Origin of the sequence: Tolumonas auensis DSM 9187 (assembly GCF_000023065.1) — a bacterium.
Classification (GTDB): Bacteria; Pseudomonadota; Gammaproteobacteria; order Enterobacterales; family Aeromonadaceae; genus Tolumonas; species Tolumonas auensis.
Genome location: NC_012691.1, coordinates 1393245 through 1412929, shown reverse-complemented (window position 1 = coordinate 1412929; position 19685 = coordinate 1393245). Strand labels below are relative to the sequence as shown.

General features: G+C 47.3%; 14 protein-coding genes. 8 read left to right on the top strand and 6 right to left on the bottom strand.

All coding sequences use genetic code 11. The annotated features are described in order from the left end of the window. The first annotated feature begins 5 nt into the window (after nt 1-5). The 3 genes from mepA to TOLA_RS06535 are packed head-to-tail and all read left to right on the top strand — an operon-like array spanning nt 6 to nt 4277. Nucleotides 6-803: a penicillin-insensitive murein endopeptidase gene (gene mepA, locus TOLA_RS06545; protein WP_012729497.1), complete on the top strand. Its 798-nt coding sequence runs from the start codon at nt 6-8 to the stop codon at nt 801-803. Continuing rightward, nucleotides 800-2560 (top strand): ABC transporter transmembrane domain-containing protein, encoded by a 1761-nt coding sequence (locus TOLA_RS06540; protein WP_012729496.1) that lies wholly within the window; start codon nt 800-802, stop codon nt 2558-2560. Before mepA ends, TOLA_RS06540 begins: the two co-directional genes overlap by 4 nt. Next, nucleotides 2553-4277 (top strand): ABC transporter ATP-binding protein, encoded by a 1725-nt coding sequence (locus TOLA_RS06535; RefSeq protein WP_012729495.1) that lies wholly within the window; start codon nt 2553-2555, stop codon nt 4275-4277. The genes TOLA_RS06540 and TOLA_RS06535 overlap by 8 nt, the downstream gene beginning before the upstream one ends. A gap of 84 nt (nt 4278-4361) precedes the next feature. On the opposite strand, the gene TOLA_RS06530 is transcribed toward TOLA_RS06535, so the two are convergent. Further along, on the bottom strand, nt 4362-4568 hold the full coding sequence (locus tag TOLA_RS06530; protein ID WP_012729494.1) for a cold-shock protein: 207 nt from the start codon (nt 4566-4568) through the stop codon (nt 4362-4364). A gap of 247 nt (nt 4569-4815) precedes the next feature. Here TOLA_RS06530 and TOLA_RS16775 point away from each other — a divergent pair, with 247 nt between their 5' ends. Continuing rightward, on the top strand, nt 4816-6741 hold the full coding sequence (locus TOLA_RS16775; protein ID WP_012729493.1) for a hypothetical protein: 1926 nt from the start codon (nt 4816-4818) through the stop codon (nt 6739-6741). A 92-nt stretch (nt 6742-6833) separates the two neighbouring features. On the opposite strand, the gene hrpA is transcribed toward TOLA_RS16775, so the two are convergent. Next, nucleotides 6834-10715 carry an ATP-dependent RNA helicase HrpA gene (hrpA, locus tag TOLA_RS06520; protein WP_012729492.1) on the bottom strand — a complete coding sequence of 1294 codons (3882 nt, stop codon included), beginning with the start codon at nt 10713-10715 and terminating at the stop codon, nt 6834-6836. A 155-nt stretch (nt 10716-10870) separates the two neighbouring features. After that, a complete protein-coding gene (locus tag TOLA_RS06515; protein ID WP_012729491.1) occupies nt 10871-13408 on the bottom strand; it encodes an ATP-binding protein in 2538 nt (845 codons plus the stop codon). Between the two features lie 188 nt (nt 13409-13596). On the opposite strand from TOLA_RS06515, the gene TOLA_RS06510 reads away from it, so the two are divergent. Beyond that, on the top strand, nt 13597-15498 hold the full coding sequence (locus TOLA_RS06510; RefSeq protein WP_012729490.1) for an LTA synthase family protein: 1902 nt from the start codon (nt 13597-13599) through the stop codon (nt 15496-15498). Nucleotides 15499-15536: 38 nt separating this feature from the next. On the opposite strand, the gene yfcD is transcribed toward TOLA_RS06510, so the two are convergent. Beyond that, a complete protein-coding gene (gene yfcD / locus TOLA_RS06505; protein WP_012729489.1) occupies nt 15537-16028 on the bottom strand; it encodes an NUDIX hydrolase YfcD in 492 nt (163 codons plus the stop codon). Between the two features lie 66 nt (nt 16029-16094). Here yfcD and TOLA_RS06500 point away from each other — a divergent pair, with 66 nt between their 5' ends. Further along, a complete protein-coding gene (locus TOLA_RS06500) occupies nt 16095-16574 on the top strand; it encodes a GNAT family N-acetyltransferase (protein ID WP_012729488.1) in 480 nt (159 codons plus the stop codon). 52 nt (nt 16575-16626) lie between these two features. On the opposite strand, the gene TOLA_RS06495 is transcribed toward TOLA_RS06500, so the two are convergent. Continuing rightward, complete coding sequence (locus TOLA_RS06495; RefSeq protein WP_012729487.1) at nt 16627-18102, bottom strand: inorganic phosphate transporter; 1476 nt, start codon at nt 18100-18102, stop codon at nt 16627-16629. Between the two features lie 247 nt (nt 18103-18349). Here TOLA_RS06495 and TOLA_RS06490 point away from each other — a divergent pair, with 247 nt between their 5' ends. Further along, nucleotides 18350-18571 carry a DUF1107 domain-containing protein gene (locus TOLA_RS06490; RefSeq protein ID WP_012729486.1) on the top strand — a complete coding sequence of 74 codons (222 nt, stop codon included), beginning with the start codon at nt 18350-18352 and terminating at the stop codon, nt 18569-18571. On the opposite strand, the gene TOLA_RS06485 is transcribed toward TOLA_RS06490, so the two are convergent. Beyond that, complete coding sequence (locus TOLA_RS06485) at nt 18568-18882, bottom strand: DUF2845 domain-containing protein (RefSeq protein WP_012729485.1); 315 nt, start codon at nt 18880-18882, stop codon at nt 18568-18570. The genes TOLA_RS06490 and TOLA_RS06485 overlap by 4 nt on opposite strands. A 194-nt stretch (nt 18883-19076) precedes the next feature. Here TOLA_RS06485 and ribA point away from each other — a divergent pair, with 194 nt between their 5' ends. Then, nucleotides 19077-19670: a GTP cyclohydrolase II gene (gene ribA / locus TOLA_RS06480; protein WP_012729484.1), complete on the top strand. Its 594-nt coding sequence runs from the start codon at nt 19077-19079 to the stop codon at nt 19668-19670. Nucleotides 19671-19685 lie beyond the last annotated feature (15 nt).

The window sequence follows — 19685 nt, the reverse complement described above, 5'->3', positions numbered from 1 at the left end:
CCGATATGTATCAATGGATTTTAGTCGCTGCCATGAGTAATCCATGGGCACATCAGGTCACTCCCAGTACTGGCTCTGCAGAAGCAATCGGCGGTTATGCTGCCGGTTGTCTGCAGGGTGCTGTAGCATTACCTGAACACGGAACCGGATATCAAATTCTGCGTCCCCGGCAAAAACGTATTTATGGCCATCCAATCATGCAGCAATATGTGCTGGATCTGGCCCGGCAGTCTAAAAAAGCCGGCCTGCCGGATATTCTGGTGGGTGATATGGCGATGGCGAAAGGCGGGCCATTCAGCAGCGGGCATCGCAGTCATCAGAGTGGATTAGACACTGATTTCTGGTTCCGGTTTGCTGCTAAGCCCTTAAGTGCCAGGACACGCAACACTATTAAACCACTGGATATGGTCGACTTCCGCCGCAACAAGGTGAATAAAAACTTTGGTCAGCAACAAGTCACATTGTTGAAACTGGCGGCACAGGATCCCCGTGTAGAACGCATCTTTGTGAATCCGCCAATCAAACAGGCCATGTGTGACCAGTTTGGTGCAACAGACCCTACCTGGTTAGGAAAATTACGCCCCTGGTTTGGTCATAGCGCCCATTTCCATGTGCGATTGCATTGCCCGGTAGGCAGTAAAGATTGCGAACCACAAAAACCGTATCCGGAAGGTAGTGGCTGCGGTGCAGAGTTACAATCGTGGCTGACCAAACCCGCCATGGTTAGCAGCAAACCGTTACCAAACCGGATGCCTGATCTGCCGGATCGTTGCGAAATTCTGCTTTCGAACAAGAAACAATGACCTTAATCTGGCAATTAGCATGGTTTTTCCGCACTCACTGGCAGCGATATATGCTGACAGTGAGTGTTCTGTGCATCATTGCCATTATTCAGACCAAAGTGCCGGCATTGATTGGCGCGATGATCGATACGGTGGTTAACTCAGCACCCAAGACTTCTATCTGGCCACAATTCCAACCACTGCTGCTTTCCCTGCTTGCCATCGGCTTTCTGGTTTATGTGCTGCGTTATATCTGGCGTGTCGCGCTATACGGTGCGGCGTATAAACTCGGCTACTTATTGCGTCAGCAACTGTATCAGCACTATCTGTCGATGGATCCTGACTTTTTCCGGCAACACCGCACCGGTGAGCTGATGGCGCACGTCAGTAATGATATTCAGGCTGTTGAAATGACTGCAGGTGAAGGCATCCTGACACTGGTCGATTCACTGTTTATCGGCTGTCTGGTGCTCTGGATCATGACAACACAGTATTCGTTACCGCTCACCTTGCTGGCATTGCTTCCTCTGCCCATTATGGCGTTTCTGGTCGCCCGTATCGGCAGAGAAATCCATCAGGCTTTTGGTAAGGCTCAGGCTGCTTTTGGTGATGTGAATAATATTGCGCACGAGAATATGAGCGGTTTACGAACCTTACGTCTGTTTGCCGCTGAAAATTATGCCGAACGGCAGATGCAACAGTGCGCAGAATCAGCGAATCAGGCCAATATGCAGGTAGCCCGGGTTGATGCCAAATTTGAACCGGTGATTTATCTCTGTATTGGTAGTGCTTACCTGCTGGCCATTGCCGGAGGCAGTTGGCTGGTATCACAACATCAGTTAACCATCGGCCAGCTCACCAGTTTCAGTCTCTATTTAGGCCAGTTAATCTGGCCAATGTTTGCCATTGCCTGGTTATTTAATATTCTGGAGCGCGGCAATGCGGCCTATCAGCGAATTCAGTCCGTACTGACTACAAAAGCACAGTTAACGTCCGTCCTGACAGCAACGCAACCCGTTAGCGGTGGTGAACTCGATATCCGGCTTGAACGTTTTGAAAATGAAAACGGCACTCCCCTGCTGCAACATGTCAACCTGCAGGTTCAGTCAGGAGAACTTATTGGCATCGTCGGCCCGACCGGTGCAGGCAAAAGCACTTTGCTGAAACTGATACAACGTTTTGCCGATCCACAGCAAGGCTCGATTTCTCTGTATAAAAGAACGCTATCTGAATGGCCATTGCTGGATTTACGTCAGCAGTTTGCCTATGTCCCGCAGGAGTCGTATCTGTTTTCACTGTCAGTTGCTGAAAACATTGCCTTAGGTTGCCCAGATGCCAGAGAAGAACAGATCATTGCCGCCGCAAAACTCGCAGAATTACATCACGATATTCTGGGCTTACCACAGGGATATCAGACTGCAGTAGGTGAACGCGGTATCACACTGTCGGGCGGACAAAAACAGCGTGTGGCTTTAGCCCGTGCCTGGCTGACACAACGTCCGTACCTGTTACTGGACGATGCACTCTCGGCGGTCGATGCTAAAACGGCGACCCGTATTCTGCAGAACCTGCAATCCGCTACTCATGCCACTACCCTGCTGATGGTTACTCATCGTCTTCAGGGGCTGGAGAAAGCGGACCAGATTATTGTTCTGGAACAGGGTGAGCAACAGGAGTCCGGTTCTCATCACTCATTGCTGGAAAAAGATGGCTGGTATGCCCGGACATGGCGCTATCAGCAACTGGAACAGGCTCTGACAGAGGAAGATGATGAATAAGACCCTGTTACGTCTGCTCGCCTATTGCAAGCCATACACCCGAATAATACTGGCCGGACTGGGTTTTCTGTTTCTGTCTGCGCTGGCTGAAATCAGCGGTCCGTTGCTTATCAAATACTTTATTGATACCCGGCTTGCGGCTGGTCTCTGGTTTGTGAATGAAATCGGCCTGTTCGTTCTTGCCTATTTATCCCTGCAAGGCATTGCCGCTTTCAGCAGTTATCAGCAGGCGCTTCTGTTCAGCCGAGCAGCACAAGCCATCATCAAAAATCTCAGGCAAGAGACTTTCCTTGCTGCACTCCGGCTTCCGGCCAGTTATCTCGACCGCCATCAGACCGGACATCTGATTTCCACTATTGGTAATGATACCGAAACGCTGTTGCAGCTTTATATTCAGGTGATCGGTCAGTCTATTCAGAAAATCGTCTTACTGACCGGAATTTTAGGCGGTATGTTCTGGCTTAACTGGCAACTGGCTTGTCTGTGCGGATTAATGATGCTGGCCACCGTCGTCATCATGCAAATTTATCAGCGCTGCTCTATGCCCTGGTCACGACAGGCACGGCAGTGTCTGTCCGATCTCAATCACCAGCTCAGCGAAACACTGCAAGGGATACCGATCATTCAGTCGCTGGTACAGGAAAAGCGCTTTGCCGAAAAATTTGCTGTAACCAATCAGCAATATCTGCAGGCCAGAATGAAGGTGTTACAGCTAAACGGCTTTTTGCTGCGTCCGATGATCGACCTGCTTTATATCATCACCCTGGGCTCACTGCTGAGCTGGTTTGCACTGCAAGGCACGTCTCAAATTCAGGTTGGTGTCATTTATGCCTTCGTTAGTTATATGGGCCGCATGATCGAGCCGCTGAATGAACTCACCAACCAGTTAACACAGATCCAGCAATCGTTAATCGCCGGCGAGCGCATTTTCAATCTGCTTGATACAGAAAAAGAACCATCAGGAACATACCAACAGCCTGTTCAGGGAAATATCAGTTTCCGGAAGGTAAACTTTCGCTACCAGAAGGATGGTGAACTGGTTCTGCAGGACATCAATCTGGAGCTGCAACGCGGGAAAATGATGGCACTGGTCGGCCACACCGGCAGCGGAAAATCGACCATACTGCATCTGCTAAGCCGCATGTATCAGGTAACATCCGGTGACATTATGATTGAGCAGCATCCTATTAAAGAATGGGATCTGAAAAGTCTGCGCTCACAGATTGGTGTGATCCAGCAGGATCCGTTTATCTTCGCCGGCACCGTGGCAGAGAACATCCGCTTCGGACGCACGAATATCAGTGATGATGAAATTGTGCAGGTGTTAACACATGTGCAGTGGTTTGAAAGCATGAACCCTGCAGAAGCGTTATCAATGCCATTGCAGGAAGGTGGCAAGAATCTCTCCGCCGGTCAGCGTCAGTTACTCTCTTTCGCCAGAGCGTTGATTACCCATCCGCCAATATTGATACTGGATGAAGCCACCGCGAATGTAGACTCACAGACCGAACATCATCTGCAGCAGGCCATCGCCTCTATCCGCCACCAGCATGCCTGGCTGATTGTCGCACACCGTTTATCAACCATCGTCGATGCAGATGAAATTCTGGTATTGCAGCATGGAAAGATCATTGAACGGGGAAATCACAGCGCGTTACTGGCTGCGAACAAACACTATGCGACGCTGTATCAGTTACAGCAGATGACGCTCAGCTAGCAGCAACAGAAATCGGTCGTCGGATGTATTTGAAAGGTAAAAAAAAAGCGCCTAAGGCGCTTTTTTTATCTGCTACTGTATAAATTACAGTACAGTTACGTTTTCAGCCTGTGGGCCTTTCTGGCCTTGAGTCACAGTGAACTGAACACGTTGGCCTTCAGCCAGGGTTTTGAAACCGGTAGAGTTGATAGCACGGAAGTGAACAAACACATCCGGACCTTCATCCTGCTGAATAAAACCAAAACCTTTAGCTTCGTTGAACCATTTTACTTTGCCAGTACGTACGGACATAACACATTTCCTAACACAAAATACTTGAGCCTCTCGGCCATTAACGCTGAAAGAGGTTTGCTTGAAGTGATAACAAAGAACTTCTATAAGAAGGCACTGAGTATCGCTTAAGCTCTGTCGCTCAATCAGTTAACACCAATCTAAAGCATTCCAAGCCGAAGTCAATTAAAAACAGTAATGAAAAAAATAATATTTCTTTTACAATTGACTAGCATTTAATTTTTACATCTCACTTAGGATAACAAACATGAAAAACGGGATTTTATATGCAGCAATTGCGGCTGCTATCGGTGCTGGTGCCTACTACGCCATCCAGCAGCAATCAGATATTACCGCCGCCAGTCTGACCTATGTTCCCGCGGATACACTGGTGTTCATGGGTGATCTTGAACCTGCATCATGGCAGGAAACTATTTCTCCGCTGCAAGCCCGTTTCTCTCAGTTATTTACAGGCGGAACTTCCGCATCCGTGCAGGAAATAGAACGCCTGCAAAAAGAAATCGAAGCAAAACCTGAAGAATGGAATGATGGATTAAGAATTATTGTCGGACTTTATGCCGAATATGTGACCATGCTCACCAATGGAACAGTTAATCCTCAGAGTTTCGGTTTTGCTGATAAATTAGACGCTGCTTTTTATACCGTTGGGGCCATCCCGGTATTACGTTTTAAATTAGAAAATGAAGTTAATTTCGACAAATTAATTACAGCGGCTGAATTACGTACAAAAGCCAAGGCAGAAACAGCCAAAATTAAAGAGTTTAGCTATAAGCGCTATTTCTTTAACCAGGGCAAACACCCGGTAGCATTCGCTATTGGCAAAAAAGATGGTTTTGCTGTTCTGACACTGGATGTGGGTGACATGGCCACGGAAGATGACCTGTCTATCGCATTTGGTATCACGAAACCGGCGCAATCACTCAAGCAAGCCGGAACACTTGATAAGCTGGTTCAGGCATATGAATTCCGTAAAAGCTCTATCGGCTTTATTAACAACGAAATGTTAGTAAAAACGCTGACTCGCGCTGACAGCTCGCTGGCTAAATTACTCGATAAAGTGACTGAAGGTGAAAGCACAAAAAATCTGGCTGAATATCGCACACCAGAATGTCAGAAAGATATTGAAGATATAGCCGCATTGTGGCCAAAAGAAGTATTCGGATATACCAATCTGGATACTAAAGGTGATCCGATCCGTTTTGACAGCGTCTTCAAAATTGAATCCAAAGATGCCGCGACTATGACCTCACTGCAGAAACTGCGTGGATTTATACCTGACTATGGGAAAGATGATAAATCCCTGAGTAAATTCGCGATTGGTCTTAACGTTGATGAACTGGCGCCGGTGATTACAGATTTGTGGAATCGGACAACTCAGGCCCAGGTAACCTGCACCGCGCTGAAAGACATTCAGAATAGCCTGAAGATGGCTAATCCATCCATGCTGGCGATGGGCACGGCAATGGTTCAGGGACTGCAGGGCGTTAGTTTTAATCTGCAGGAACTGAAGCTGAAAGATGATGCGGCTGACATGCCCGCCGCCATTGAAAAACTCTCTTTTGTTGCTTCTGTTTCCGGCAAACAACCTCAGCAACTGTGGGGCATGCTGAGCATGGTCAATCCGGAATTGGCAAGTATGGTAAAACTGCCTGCCGATGGTCAGAGCGTCGATCTGCCTATACCACCGGTTCTGCCGTTACCCGATAAAGTAAAACTGGGCTTATACGGTCAGCACATTACTATCTTTACCGGAGAATCCGGTGCGAAGCTGGCCGCTTCACTGGCTAAACAGCCTCTGGCTGCTAACGGATTCTACCAGTTAGGTCTGGATTACAGTCTGCTGGCAGATATGGCTCAGTTTGGACGCCATCAGTTCGAACAGGCAGCAACAGAGAATGCGGTACAGCCAGAAACAGCAACCTCGGCCGCTGAAATGACTACAGAGCCTTCTGCTGCCACAGCCACTGCATCCGCTGCATCCGCTGCATCCGCTGCATCCGCTGCATCCGCTGCATCCGCTGCATCAAGCAGCATGACCGATGAAGAAAAAGAAGTGCAGCAAGTTGTGAATATGCTGGAAGAAATGCGCGGTGTTCGTCTGCTTACCGGAATGGATTTTGAACAAAACGGTATTACTATCAAAGGCAGCATGGAATTACCGCAGAAAAAATAACTGGCAGAAAAATAGCTGATCGTCAGATAACAAATTGGCCTCTTAACTGAGGCCAATTTTTTTCCTATCCGATAATGTCTGACGTCATCGGATTACACTTTGATGGCTTCTATCGCCTGCAATACCCGCTTATCGGATACCGCATAGGGTGTCCCCAGAACCTGGGCAAAATAAGAGATACGCAGTTCTTCAATCATCCAGCGGATATTGCGAACCTCTTCCGGTATCGCCTGCCCTTTGGGTAATTTCCCCAGCAACTGCTGATAAGCCTGTTCGGCATGCTGCACTTTGAGCATATACATACGATCACGGTTTGCATCGACCGGGATCTTTTCCATCCGTCGCTCTATACCTTTCATATAACGCAACAGATCGGGTAACCGGGCCGCGCCCGTTTCAGTCACAAAGCCTTTATGAATCAAGCGCTCTAGTTGTGCCTGAATATCTGAATGGGAAAACGCCAGTTCCAGCGTCATCTTGCCTTTGAACTGTTTGCGGATACCATGTGCTGCGGTCAGGATCTGCTCCACCTGCGCGGCAATTTTCACCACAGCCTCATTAAGCTCACCACGGATGAGCTCTTTTTGCTGCTGGAAAGTATCACTATCCCATGACAATCCGCCATGCTGCTGCATCAGTTGATCACAACCACAGGCGATACAGTCATCGATCAAGTCCGCGACTTTACCGAACGGTGTAAAATAAAGCCCCAGCTTCGCTTTATTCGGCAGTTTTTCCTGCAGATATTTAATTGGTGACGGCACGTTTAACAGCACCAGCCGGCGTTGACCAGCCCACATCGCGGACTGCTGTGCAGCCGGTGAATCAAACAGCTGAATCGCAACAGAATCCTTCTGATCGACCAGTGCCGGATACGCTTTTACCTCAAACCCGCCCCGTTTCTGACTATATTGCTGTGGCAAAGGGCCAAAACTCCATAGCGTCAGCCCTTCCTGCTCAATGTCATCATCCGCGACCTGAGATAAGGTTTGTTGTACCTGTTCGCGCAGCTGCTCTTTCAGCAACAGCAGATCTTTGCTTTCCGCAACCTTCCGACGCTTATCATCAATGACCCTGAAGGTCATCTTCAGGTGATCGGGTATCGCATTCCAGTCCCAGCATTCGCGCGGCACGGTCAGGCCACTCATCCGTTTCAGCTGACGTTCAACTGCATCCAGTAGTGGCCCCTGCTCCGGCGAAATAGATGCCAGCAACGCATCAGCATAGTTAGGGGCAGGTACAAAATTCTTACGCCACTGCTTCGGTAATGACTTAATCAGCGCGATCAGCAGTTCATGCCGCATCCCGGGGATCAGCCAGTCAAAACCCAACGGTTCAACTTGATTCAGTAATGGCAACGGAATATGTACGGTGACACCATCCGCTTCTTCGCCGGGTTCAAACTGGTAAGAAAGACGGAATTTAAGCCGTCCCTGCGTCCACTGATTCGGATAGTCATGTTCATTGATATGAGACGCATCACCCTGCAACAGCATTTCACGTTCGAAATTGAGCAGTTCCGGGGTTTCTTTACTTGCGACCATCCACCAACTGTCAAAATGGCGGGCAGAAACGACATCAGCAGGAATATGCGCATCGTAGAACAGATACAGTGTTTCATCATCCACCAGAATATCGCGGCGACGGGATTTTGCTTCAAGCGCTTCTACTTCCGCCAGCAATTTACGGTTTTCAGCGAAGAAACGGTGCCGGGTTTCAAAGTCACCTTCCACCAATGCCCGGCGAATAAAAAGTTCGCGGCTGACCACAGGGTCAATAGTGCCATACTGAACTTCGCGATCGGCGACCAGCGTAATGCCATACAACGTGACTTTCTCTGAAGCCAGCACCGCGCCGGCTTTTTTGGACCAGCGCGGATCACTGTAATTCTTTTTGATCAGATGCTGAGCCAGCGGTTCGATCCATTCCGGCTGGATCCGGGCTGCGGTACGGCCATACAAACGTGACGTTTCGGTAAGTTCAGCAACCATGCTCCATTTGGGCGGTTTTTTGAACAGACCAGAGCCAGGAAAAATCATAAAACGGGCGTTCCGGGCACCAATGTATTCAGATTTATCGCCGTCTTTTACCCCGATATGGCTCAGCAATCCTGTAAGAATGGCGCTATGAATGGCCTGCTCTGGCGCAGCATCCTGGTTAATCGTCAAGCTCAGCTCACGAGTCGCCTGACGCACCTGATAATGAATATCCTGCCATTCACGCAGTCGTAAATAAGAGAGAAATTCCTTCTGGCACTGCTTACGGAACTGATTCTGACTCAGTGTATCCTGCTGTTCCTGCACATAGTTCCACAGATTGAGAAAGGCCTGAAAATCAGAGTCTTTATCCTCAAACCGGCGATGTTTTTCATCCGATGCCTGCTGTTTATCCATCGGGCGTTCACGTGGATCCTGAATACTCAATGCAGAGGTAATGATCAGGATCTCTTCGAGACAGCCAAACTGTGGCGCAGCCAGCACCATCCGAGCTAAACGCGGGTCCAGCGGAACACGAGCCAGCTGCCGCCCCAGTGGGGTCAGCCGCAATGACTGTTTGCCTTCAATGGAGCCACTGATTGCACCTAATTCCTCCAGCAAACGCAGACCATCTTTGATATGGCGGCTATCCGGCGCTTCGACAAACGGGAAGCGGCTCATATCCCCCAGACCTAATGCCAGCATCTGTAATATGACCGATGCCAGATTAGTACGCAGAATCTCAGGATCGGTGAATTCAGGCCGGCCTAAAAAATCCAGCTCTGAATAAAGACGAATACAGATACCCGCAGCGACACGACCACAGCGACCTTTACGCTGATTGGCACTCGCCTGGGAGACTGGTTCAATAGGCAAGCGTTGTACTTTGGTTTTGTACGAATAACGGCTGATTCGTGCCGTACCCGGATCGATCACATAACGGATGCCGGGTACAGTCAGTGATGTCTCCGCCACGTTGGTTGCCAGAACGATACGTCGTCCGGCGTGCGGGGAAAAAATCCGGTTTTGTTCCGCATTCGACAGGCGTGAATACAGTGGCAGGATTTCGGTATCCCGCAGATTCCGTTTCCGCAATGCATCTGCGGTATCTCTGATCTCGCGCTCCCCGTTCATAAAGATCAGGATGTCGCCAAGGCCTTCGACGCACAGCTCATCCACGGCATTAAACAGCCCTTGCAGCGGATCGCTGTCCTCTTCTTCCTGCCACGGACGATAGCGCACTTCCACCGGGTAGGTACGCCCGGAGACTTCAATGACCGGCGCATTACTGAAATGGCGGGAAAAACGCTGCGGATCAATCGTCGCTGAGGTAATGATCAGTTTTAAATCAGGACGTTTGGGCAGTAATTGCTTCAGATAACCGAGGATAAAATCGATGTTGAGACTGCGCTCATGCGCTTCATCGATAATGATCGTGTCATATTGCGTCAGCATCCGGTCATTCTGAATTTCCGCCAGCAAGATACCGTCGGTCATCAGTTTGATATATGAGCTTTCGTTTACCTGATCATGAAAACGAACCTTGTAGCCGACATGAGAGCCCAGCTCACAATGCAATTCTTCCGCGATACGTGCAGCAACCGTTCGCGCCGCCAGACGCCGGGGTTGCGTATGCCCTATCATCCCCTGCAGACCACGTCCGGCTTCGATACAGATTTTCGGTAACTGCGTTGTCTTACCCGAACCGGTTTCGCCCGCGACAATCACCACCTGATGCTTACGGATGGCGTCAGCGATATCATGCCGTTTATCGGTTACCGGCAGATCAGGGTAATGCAATTGAGGAATATTTTGCTGACGTAACAGTGCCCGTCCGCGCGCTTTTTCAAGCTCCTGCCCGATTATCGTTAAAACAGCGGCTTGTTTATTAGCCGGTAATCGCTGCACGCCTTGTAAGCGGCGTTGTAACTGAATTTTATCAACGGGAAGGCATTCAGACAGCTGGCTTTGCAGCGAACGAAGAATTGCATCAGACAAAACGTGACTCCAGATCGGTTAACACAGGCAGACCAGCAGTCTGCACGGTTCATGCCTGCGAATGCTAACAGGTCAGACCCGATCCAGAAACAGTAGAAAGCAATATTCTCGATCAGAAACCCCGCATGGATCGCGGCCGGGGTAACCGTATTACCTCAGGGGATATAATTCAGCATTTTCTGAATTACCGCCCAGGCATGCGAAACATCCATCGGACTAATCAGGACATAATCGAAGGCTAATTCAGACGTCTCCATTTGTGATACGGACATCATCGCATCCGTTACGGCAATGACAGGTACACATTTGGCGATTTCAGACTGGCGCAATTGCTGAAGCAGAACATACGCATCCATATCATGCAGATGGGTATCAACCAATATCAGATGGGGATGGATCTGATTCAGCATCGTCAATGCGTTTTCTGCGGAAAAAGCTGAAGAAATAATGACCTGATTTTGCCCTGACAGACGTTCCAGTCGCCAGACTGATTCCTGATCACAGCCGACACATAATATATGGTATTTTTCAGGCGTTATTTCTGCCGGGTAATTATCTGTAATGGCTGCATCAGATAATAATCCGACCGGACTGTCGACTAATAATAAATCAATCCAGAAAACTGAACCTTTCTGCCACTGACTGCTAAATCCGATTCTGCCATTCATCGACTCAATGAGTTGCTTTGAAATAGACAGCCCGATCCCTGTACCTTTTATTCCTGAAGTCTCATGTCCCAGACGATTAAATGGTGTAAAAAGTTCTGTTTGTTTTTCCGGAGAGATACCTCTGCCACTATCACGAACGCTTATGCGCAGATATTTATCTTTAATTTCAGCAGAAACATTTATTTTCCCATTCAGATAATTATATTTAATCGCATTAGAAAGCAGATTAATCAAAACCTGACGAAGACGAGTACTATCGGCCATCACCAGCACCATGGTTTCCGGCAATTCTGCAGATAATGATAATTGCTCTTTTACTGCCATCGGGCGCAGCATCTCATTACACTCTTTAATCACCCGAATTGCATCAACTGGCTCTATTTTTAATAACGAGCCTTTACTTTCTATATGAGACAGATTGAGTACATCATCAATAAGATTAAGCAGATGCGTGCCCGCAGTCATGATCTCGTCAATATAATCCTTTCGATCCCGGACTGATAATTTATTATCATCCTTCTGCAGCAATTGACCAAAGCCAAGAATGGCATTAAGTGGTGTTCTCAGTTCATGACTCATGCTGGATAAAAACAGACCTTTCGTTTTATTAGCCGAATCAGCATCTTCTTTTGCCCGTCGCAGAGCACAAGTGATCTCATCAAGCTTTTTCCCCATATTCACAATCGCGCTGGCTGTACCCTGCAGCTCTGCAATTCTGAACTCAGGTTTATCCAGCTGATACTCTTCCCTGCCAATTTGATCGACCATCCCTTTCATATGTAATAAAGGTTCTGAGATCGATTTACTCATAGAGCGCGAACTGAGCCAGATAAAGAAAATAAAGACCATGTAAAACAAACCAAGACCCGCAATCATCAGATAACCAATCTGTTCAAATTGCTTAGCCAGACTATTGGTTTCAGCATATATCTGATTTTCATCAACAATGGTGATCAGCTTCCAGCGTGTTTCCGGTATGGTATTCCAGGCTATTAACTTTTTATTTCCTTTCAGAGTCAGAAAACCTTTACCACTGACACTGTTTTTTATATCAGCAACTATCTGCTGAGAATCTTTTCTCAGAAACAGATTAAATTGTTCCGGTTTGAATATTTCTTTTTTTATTGCTTCCTGATAACTATGTGTCGTTAATTCATTCAACCCGAAGTCGACCTCGCCCTCCGGTGGCAATGCCATGATATTCCCGTTATTGTTAACAAGGATGGCATATCCGCCCCACGGGATCTCAAGTCCCTGTATTTTTTCAATGATGGAGCCAACGGTAATATCCAGCCCAACCACACCTTCAAGAAAATCACCGTTATAAACAGGGGCAATGCAGGATGCCATCCAGCCATTCCCGGCCGGATCAATATAAACATCCGTCCACTTTGCCGTGCGTGAAGGATTGTTTTTGCCATCAGCAAGATAATAGAAATTGTAATCAGGAATAATCATATCTGCAGGATATTGATCCGGCGTAAAAAACCAGGGATAAATCCTGTTGTAGGAATCCCAGCTATTAAAATAGGCTGCTGCAATTAACGGGTTATTCTCTTTTATTTGTTTCATTAAAGGATCAAGCTGAGACAGGCGCCAGACCTTTTCATGATCCTGTTTTGATAATGGTGTCGCTGCAGAGTAGAAAGATGCAGCACCATTCAGATCTTTTACTGAGTGAAAAACGCCCTTTGTAGACACCGCATAATTTGATTTTTCTGCATCTGAGACAAAGAAATGCTCATCGGTTAAAACCCGCTTTGTCTCGGCTCTGTATATTTCTGTCTGACGGGATATAGATAAGATCTGTTCCCGGATAATTCCGGATTCTCTCTGTGCAGATATTTGCAGTTCGCTGTCTGCTTTCTGATACAGATAATCCATGTTGGTTTCACGGATCAGGTTATTACTGATTAAATAAACGGCAATCAATACGGTTTCAACTAAAACCAATGGCACCAGAGCACTGCGAACCATTGCACGCCATACCCATTTTTGAGCTGAAACACCTGCCGATTGCTGCATAACCATCTCCGTTTTCTAAATCGCGGAAAGAGTACCGCATATTAATTTTTATTGCGCTGTCTCTGGTAACAACAGACTCCCACCTCGGTGCTGAATCACATTCCCGAAACGCAAATCCTGACCGTTAAGGATGTACTAAGGTAATTCGCGTACCATAGCGACATTCTGTTGTAGTAGGTTTTTGTCTCGTGAAACAAAACAGTTCAGTCAGTCGTTACCGCTTTGCTATTTGGTTAAGTTTTTTATTTATCGTCACCAACACTCTCAGTCGCATTGTACTGACCGTGATGGCTTCAGAAAAAAATTCCCTCTCATTTATCGATCTCGGCTATTCATTCATCAGCGGCATTATTTATGATCTCGCAACTCTGAGTTACGTGCTGATCCCCGTTCTGCTCTGGCTGACCCTGATTCCGTTAAGCTGGCGGAAAAATAATATATGGAAAGTGTCCGGCTGGATTTTCAGCATCATGGCAGCCTATTCCCTAGTCATACTGGCCGTCAGTGAATGGGTTTTCTGGGATGAATTTGAAAGCCGTTTTAACTTTATCGCGGTTGATTATCTGGTTTATACCAATGAAGTCATTGGCAATATCCGGCAGTCTTACCCATTACTGATCTGGTTAAGTTTATGTGCTCTCACCAGTCTGGTACTGGTTGTTCTTATCAACCGTTTGCCATTTCTGATCCGCTGGGGTCATATTCCACGCACACAGATGCTGTCAGGCCTGATCATTGCTCAATTACTGGTTAATCTCGGATTATCCGGTCAGGCAAAAGATTTGCGGGAAAACCGTTATGCGAATGAACTGGCGGGAAGCGGACTGTATTCTCTGTTTTATGCTTTTAATAACAACGAACTGAACTACCGTCATTTCTATCAGACGGAAGATGATTCTTCTGCTAATGCAATTGTTCGTGAACAACTCTCTACGCCAGACGCTCATTTCACCTCCACATCAGGTACGGATATATGGCGTGATATTAAGCATTCCGGTGCCGAACGTCGTTTGAATGTAGTATTGATCTCGGTTGAAAGTCTTTCAGCGGACTACTTAGGTAAATTTGGCAACAGCAAAAGCCTGACGCCGAATCTGGATCAGTTAGCGGATACCGGCATGCTGTTTACCCGCCTGTATGCCACGGGAAACCGTACTGTGCGCGGGCTGGAAGCCTTATCGCTGGCTGTGCCACCAACACCGGGACAATCCATCGTACGCCGTCCGGATAATGAATCGCTGTTTTCACTGGCCAGCGTATTCAACAGTAAAGGCTACTCTTCCTCCTTCCTGTATGGTGGCTACGGCACGTTCGATAATATGAACTACTTCTTTGCCAGTAACGGTTATAACGTGAAAGATCGTCTTGAATTAAAGAGTGATCAGATCACGCATGAAAACGTCTGGGGGGTGGCAGATGAAGATTTGTATGGCATGGCTTTGCGCGATTTTGATCAATCCAGCCAAAAAGGCAAACCTTTTTTTGCGCATATTATGACCACCAGTAATCATCGTCCATATACATTCCCTGAAAACCGGATTGATATGCCAACTGGCAGCCGTGCCGCGGCCGTAAAATATACCGACTGGGCGATTGGTAATTTTATCAAACAAGCCAGTAAACATAGCTGGTATAACGATACCGTTTTCGTGATTGTGGCAGACCACTGCTCATCCAGCGCCGGTAAAACTGATTTACCCGTAGAACGTTACCATATTCCGCTGATTGTCTGGTCGCCAGCCCACCTGCCGGCACAGAAAGTCGATCGTCTGATGAGTCAGGCGGATATTGCACCTACTCTGCTTGGTTTGCTGAATTTCTCTTATAAATCAAACTTCATGGGCGCGGATGTTTTTGCGACACCCAAAGGTCCGGAGAGAGCTTTTATTGCGACTTATCAGGGGCTTGGTTATCTGACACCGGATCGTCTGGTCATTCTGCGGCCACGCAAAGAGCCTGAAGTTCAGATGCTGGAAAATGCTTTTGCCAAAACAGCCAAAAGTAATGCGGAGCTGGTGAAAGAAGCTATCGCCTGGTATCAGTTCAGCAGCGATGCCTACAGTGAGGGGCGCATGAAGCTGGTTCATTGATGTTTAAAGAAAGGCCGCAGAATGAAGCGGCCTTTCACTTATTGCGCGGATAACCACAGGCGGATTGCAGCAAGCGAATCAGGCGTAAACTCTGCAGAACGGGCCAGAATTTCCCGTGGTGTCATCATTAATACATACTCCACTTCTTCAGCCTGCAGAGCTAATTCGCCGTCATACTGACAGCTGAAAAGTGCCCCCCATACCTTGCCTTCGTCATGTGCATGAAAAAATGAACCATGTGGCGTTAGCGGCACATCCCGGATGCCCATCTCCTCTTCCAGCTCACGATAGGCTGATGCCAGGATATCTTCGCCTGCGGAGACTACGCCACCACAACAGGCATCCAGCATCGAGGGGCAATAATCCTTCGTGGCAGTACGCCGCTGTACATAGACCTGCCCCTGCGCATTCGTAATGGCAATATATGAAGCCCGATGCAGCAATTTCTGCCGACGCATCTCGGATCGGGGAGCAGTACCGATGACATTATTGTTTTCATCGACGATATCTACCCATTCTTCCGTCATCATTCTTCCCTCGCTGATTTAAGCATATCGACGTAAAATACGTGCTTCACAGAAATAATGTTTAGTTTGATGATTATCCGCTCAATTAATGACACTGACTGGCCAGCCATCCTCAGCATCCAGAGTACCGTTTATCCGGGTATTACCCCCGAAACCGAAGCTGTTTTACGCTCGAAAGTGACTCTGGGCTCAGAAACCTGTCTGGCTGTTTCCGATCGGCAGAATAATGTCGTCGGTTATTGTCTGGCTCATCCGTGGCGCCGCAAGCCAGCATGCCTGCACACCATCTATGAAACACCGTCAGAACCGCAATTACTCTACATCCACGATATAGCAATTGCACCCGGGTATGCGGGAAAACGTTGTGGCAGGATGATTCTTCAGCATCTGCAATTATGGGCAAAACAGCACAGCTTTAACGAATTATCGCTGGTGTCACTTTCTCAGGCAATCACCTACTGGCAGCGACAAGGCTTTCAGCCGGTTGAGTACACCATTGATGCGGCACAATATGGTGAAGGTGCCAGCTACATGCTAAAGCAGATATGACAAAGGCCAGCAATGCTGGCCTTTCAAATTAACGCGTCAGGATCTGGTTTTATCAGTTAACGAAGATAAAAGTACCAAACCAGAACAGACCCGCTGACAGTGCGATGGTCACCGGCAGAGTTAACACCCATGCCAAAACGATATTTTTCACGGTGCCAGACTGCAGACCAGAACGGTTAGCCACCATTGTCCCTGCAACAGCAGAAGACAAAACGTGCGTAGTCGATACCGGTAAACCACTCATACTGGCAAGGCCGATAGCACTTGCAGCTGTGATCTGAGCCGCCATACCCTGCGAATAAGTCATACCCTTCTGACCAATTTTTTCACCTACGGTCAGAACAATACGACGCCATCCGATCATGGTACCGCCACCCAGCGCCAGAGCCACCGCGAAGATAACCCAGGTAGGTGCATATTCAGTGGTCAGCGTCAGGTCTTTACGCAGTTTGTTCAGATCTGAGATTTCAGAAGCCGGAATACCAGGTAATTTACTTACCTTCTTGGCCGTGTCATCCAGACATAACAGCAAACGACGAACTTCTCTGCGTTTTTCGACATCTAACTGATTATAGTGCTCAGTGCTGCCCAGCAGGTTTGCCACAGTCGCGATAGAAGACATTGAGTCTTTTGAATCACATTTAAATACCTGAGGCATCTCTGCATTCGGTACTTTTTTCAAATCAATCATTTGATCCAAATACACGCTGTTACGCTGGTAGAAATCACCCATGTGCAACGCGGCGTCTTTGGTTCTGCCGATCTGATAGCTGGTACTTTCCATATTCAGTACAAACTGACCTGGCACAATACCAATCAGAACCAGCATGATCATGCCAATACCTTTCTGACCATCGTTAGAACCATGCACAAAACTCACCCCCATCGCTGAAGCAATCAGCGTGAAACGAGTCCAGAATGGCGGACGTTTTTTGCCGTCCCATGTCTGACGCTCTTCAGGTGTTTTGTGGATCTTCGAGGTCGCAAAATATTTTTTTAATAAAAGCAGCAAACCGCCGGCAACTAATAATCCGACCAGCGGAGAAACGATCAGTGACAGCATGATATCAATTGCTTTTTGCACATTGATACCTTTGCTTATTTCAACACCGGTCATTAATGAATTCGCCAGGCCAACGCCGAGGATCGCGCCAATCAAAGTGTGTGAACTGGAAGCAGGAATACCAAAGTACCAGGTTCCGAGGTTCCAAAAAATTGCAGAGCTCAGCAATGCAAACACCATCACCAGACCATGAGCTGAAGCCACATTAAGCAACAGATCTACCGGTAACAAGTGCACAATGGCATAAGCAACACCCAGCCCACCGGCTAACACACCAGCACAGTTAAAAATACCGGATGCAACAACCGCCATATGCGGAGGCATTGCTTTGGTATAGATAACAGTTGCTACAGCATTCGCCGTATCATGGAAACCATTGATAAATTCATAGGCAAGAACAAATATCAATGCCACAGCTAAACCGAGACCCAATTCAAAGCTGAGTCCATTAAACATTTCTAGCATATATATTAATCATCAGTGGATAGACGCGGCGCATTATGACAGAAAGATGATCAATCGACAGTCTTGACTAAAAAAAAAGCCTGAAAAAATCAGGAAAAAAAGCCTCATAAGAAGCTGGTTGGGTGAGGATTTTTTGAATCGATTCCCTGTCTGAAATAAGCTTCATCAAATTATTACTTTTATGTAACAAAAAAGACACTCACAGATGAAACCATAGCAGCATCAAAACAAACTGTAGGTGCATTCTGTGAATCGTTCATTTCGCGAACATCAGGCTTTAAAAATTGCCAAATATATCCGCAGCTATTACCGGGGAAGTTTTTACATTGATCAGTCCGGGCCATTTCATTTTGATGCCGGCCGGGCCTGCTATGACGATGTAGAGAATGTGAAATGGAAAAAAATCCTCTCTCAGATCAATAAAGAGATCAAAAAGATGGGTTCACTACAAATGATGACCTTCAGCTAACCGCGGGGTCCATCCACAATTTTGGTTATAATACCGCCTTCAACCGTCACCATCTGTATAAAGTGATCCCGTCCCATATACATAGTCCAGACTTCGCCACTTCTGATGACTTGTCTGTGCCCATAGTCATCAATAATGACTCGCGTCGTATCATCCACAGTTAGCGGACGACCGCATTTTATCAATAAGACGGCCGCTGGATCCCCGACAGAAATCAGCGAGTTACCACAACGAATTGAGCCATCGGCCCAGGCAGAAGTGGATATAGCCAACAGAGTAGCAACTATAATAGTGAAAATTGATTTTTTCATGACTCACCTGAACCTCAAGTTTATACCGCAGCCTTTATACACTTCTTAAACTAATTTTACATCTCAGAGAATAAACAGGTGATAATTTTCGAATGATAGACTGAAACAAATTGAATTATTCTTAATTGCAGTTGCCAGCATAGGCAACAATCGTCACAATCGGACAGAACCTATATGAAGCAGAGAGGAAGTCCATGAGCAGTGTTTCTCTGGTCGCTAGTGCCGAATTGCCGACCCCTTGGGGCGTCTTTACTATGACCGGATTCAAAGAAGAGGCGACTGGTAAAGATCACGTGGCCTTATCAATGGGTGACATCACTACAGATGCTCCGGTATTAGCACGAATTCATTCCGAATGTCTCACTGGCGATGCCTTGTTTAGTTTACGTTGTGATTGCGGATTCCAGTTACAGGCAGCACTTCAGCGAATCGCCAAAGAAGAACGCGGTGTTTTATTGTATGTCCGCCAGGAAGGCCGAGGCATTGGTTTACTGAATAAGATCCATGCCTACCATTTACAGGATCAGGGCGCTGATACAGTAGAAGCCAATGAAGCGCTTGGTTTTGCGCCGGATCTACGTGATTACACGATTTGCGCCGACATGCTGAAATTACTGGATGTTAAATCATTGCGTTTAATGACGAACAATCCAAGAAAGATTAAGGCAATGGAAAAATATGGTATTCCTGTTGCTGAACGCGTGCCGCTGGAAGAAGGCAAAAATGCCTATAACGAATTTTATCTCGCGACCAAGGCCGGCAAACTAGGCCATATGCTGCACGATTGATTTCACACCCGGTAC

Bases quoted from the DNA above. Each gene is read 5' to 3' on its own strand.
- TOLA_RS06500 (WP_012729488.1), top strand. From the start codon at position 16,095: ATGATTATCCGCTCAATTAATGACACTGACTGGCCAGCCATCCTCAGC.
- TOLA_RS06495 (WP_012729487.1), bottom strand. From the start codon at position 18,102: ATGCTAGAAATGTTTAATGGACTCAGCTTTGAATTGGGTCTCGGTTTA.
- TOLA_RS06535 (WP_012729495.1), top strand. From the start codon at position 2,553: ATGAATAAGACCCTGTTACGTCTGCTCGCCTATTGCAAGCCATACACC.
- ribA (WP_012729484.1), top strand. From the start codon at position 19,077: ATGAGCAGTGTTTCTCTGGTCGCTAGTGCCGAATTGCCGACCCCTTGG.
- TOLA_RS06540 (WP_012729496.1), top strand. From the start codon at position 800: ATGACCTTAATCTGGCAATTAGCATGGTTTTTCCGCACTCACTGGCAG.
- TOLA_RS06530 (WP_012729494.1), bottom strand. From the start codon at position 4,568: ATGTCCGTACGTACTGGCAAAGTAAAATGGTTCAACGAAGCTAAAGGT.
- mepA (WP_012729497.1), top strand. From the start codon at position 6: ATGTATCAATGGATTTTAGTCGCTGCCATGAGTAATCCATGGGCACAT.
- yfcD (WP_012729489.1), bottom strand. From the start codon at position 16,028: ATGATGACGGAAGAATGGGTAGATATCGTCGATGAAAACAATAATGTC.
- TOLA_RS06515 (WP_012729491.1), bottom strand. From the start codon at position 13,408: ATGCAGCAATCGGCAGGTGTTTCAGCTCAAAAATGGGTATGGCGTGCA.
- TOLA_RS06485 (WP_012729485.1), bottom strand. From the start codon at position 18,882: ATGAAAAAATCAATTTTCACTATTATAGTTGCTACTCTGTTGGCTATA.
- TOLA_RS16775 (WP_012729493.1), top strand. From the start codon at position 4,816: ATGAAAAACGGGATTTTATATGCAGCAATTGCGGCTGCTATCGGTGCT.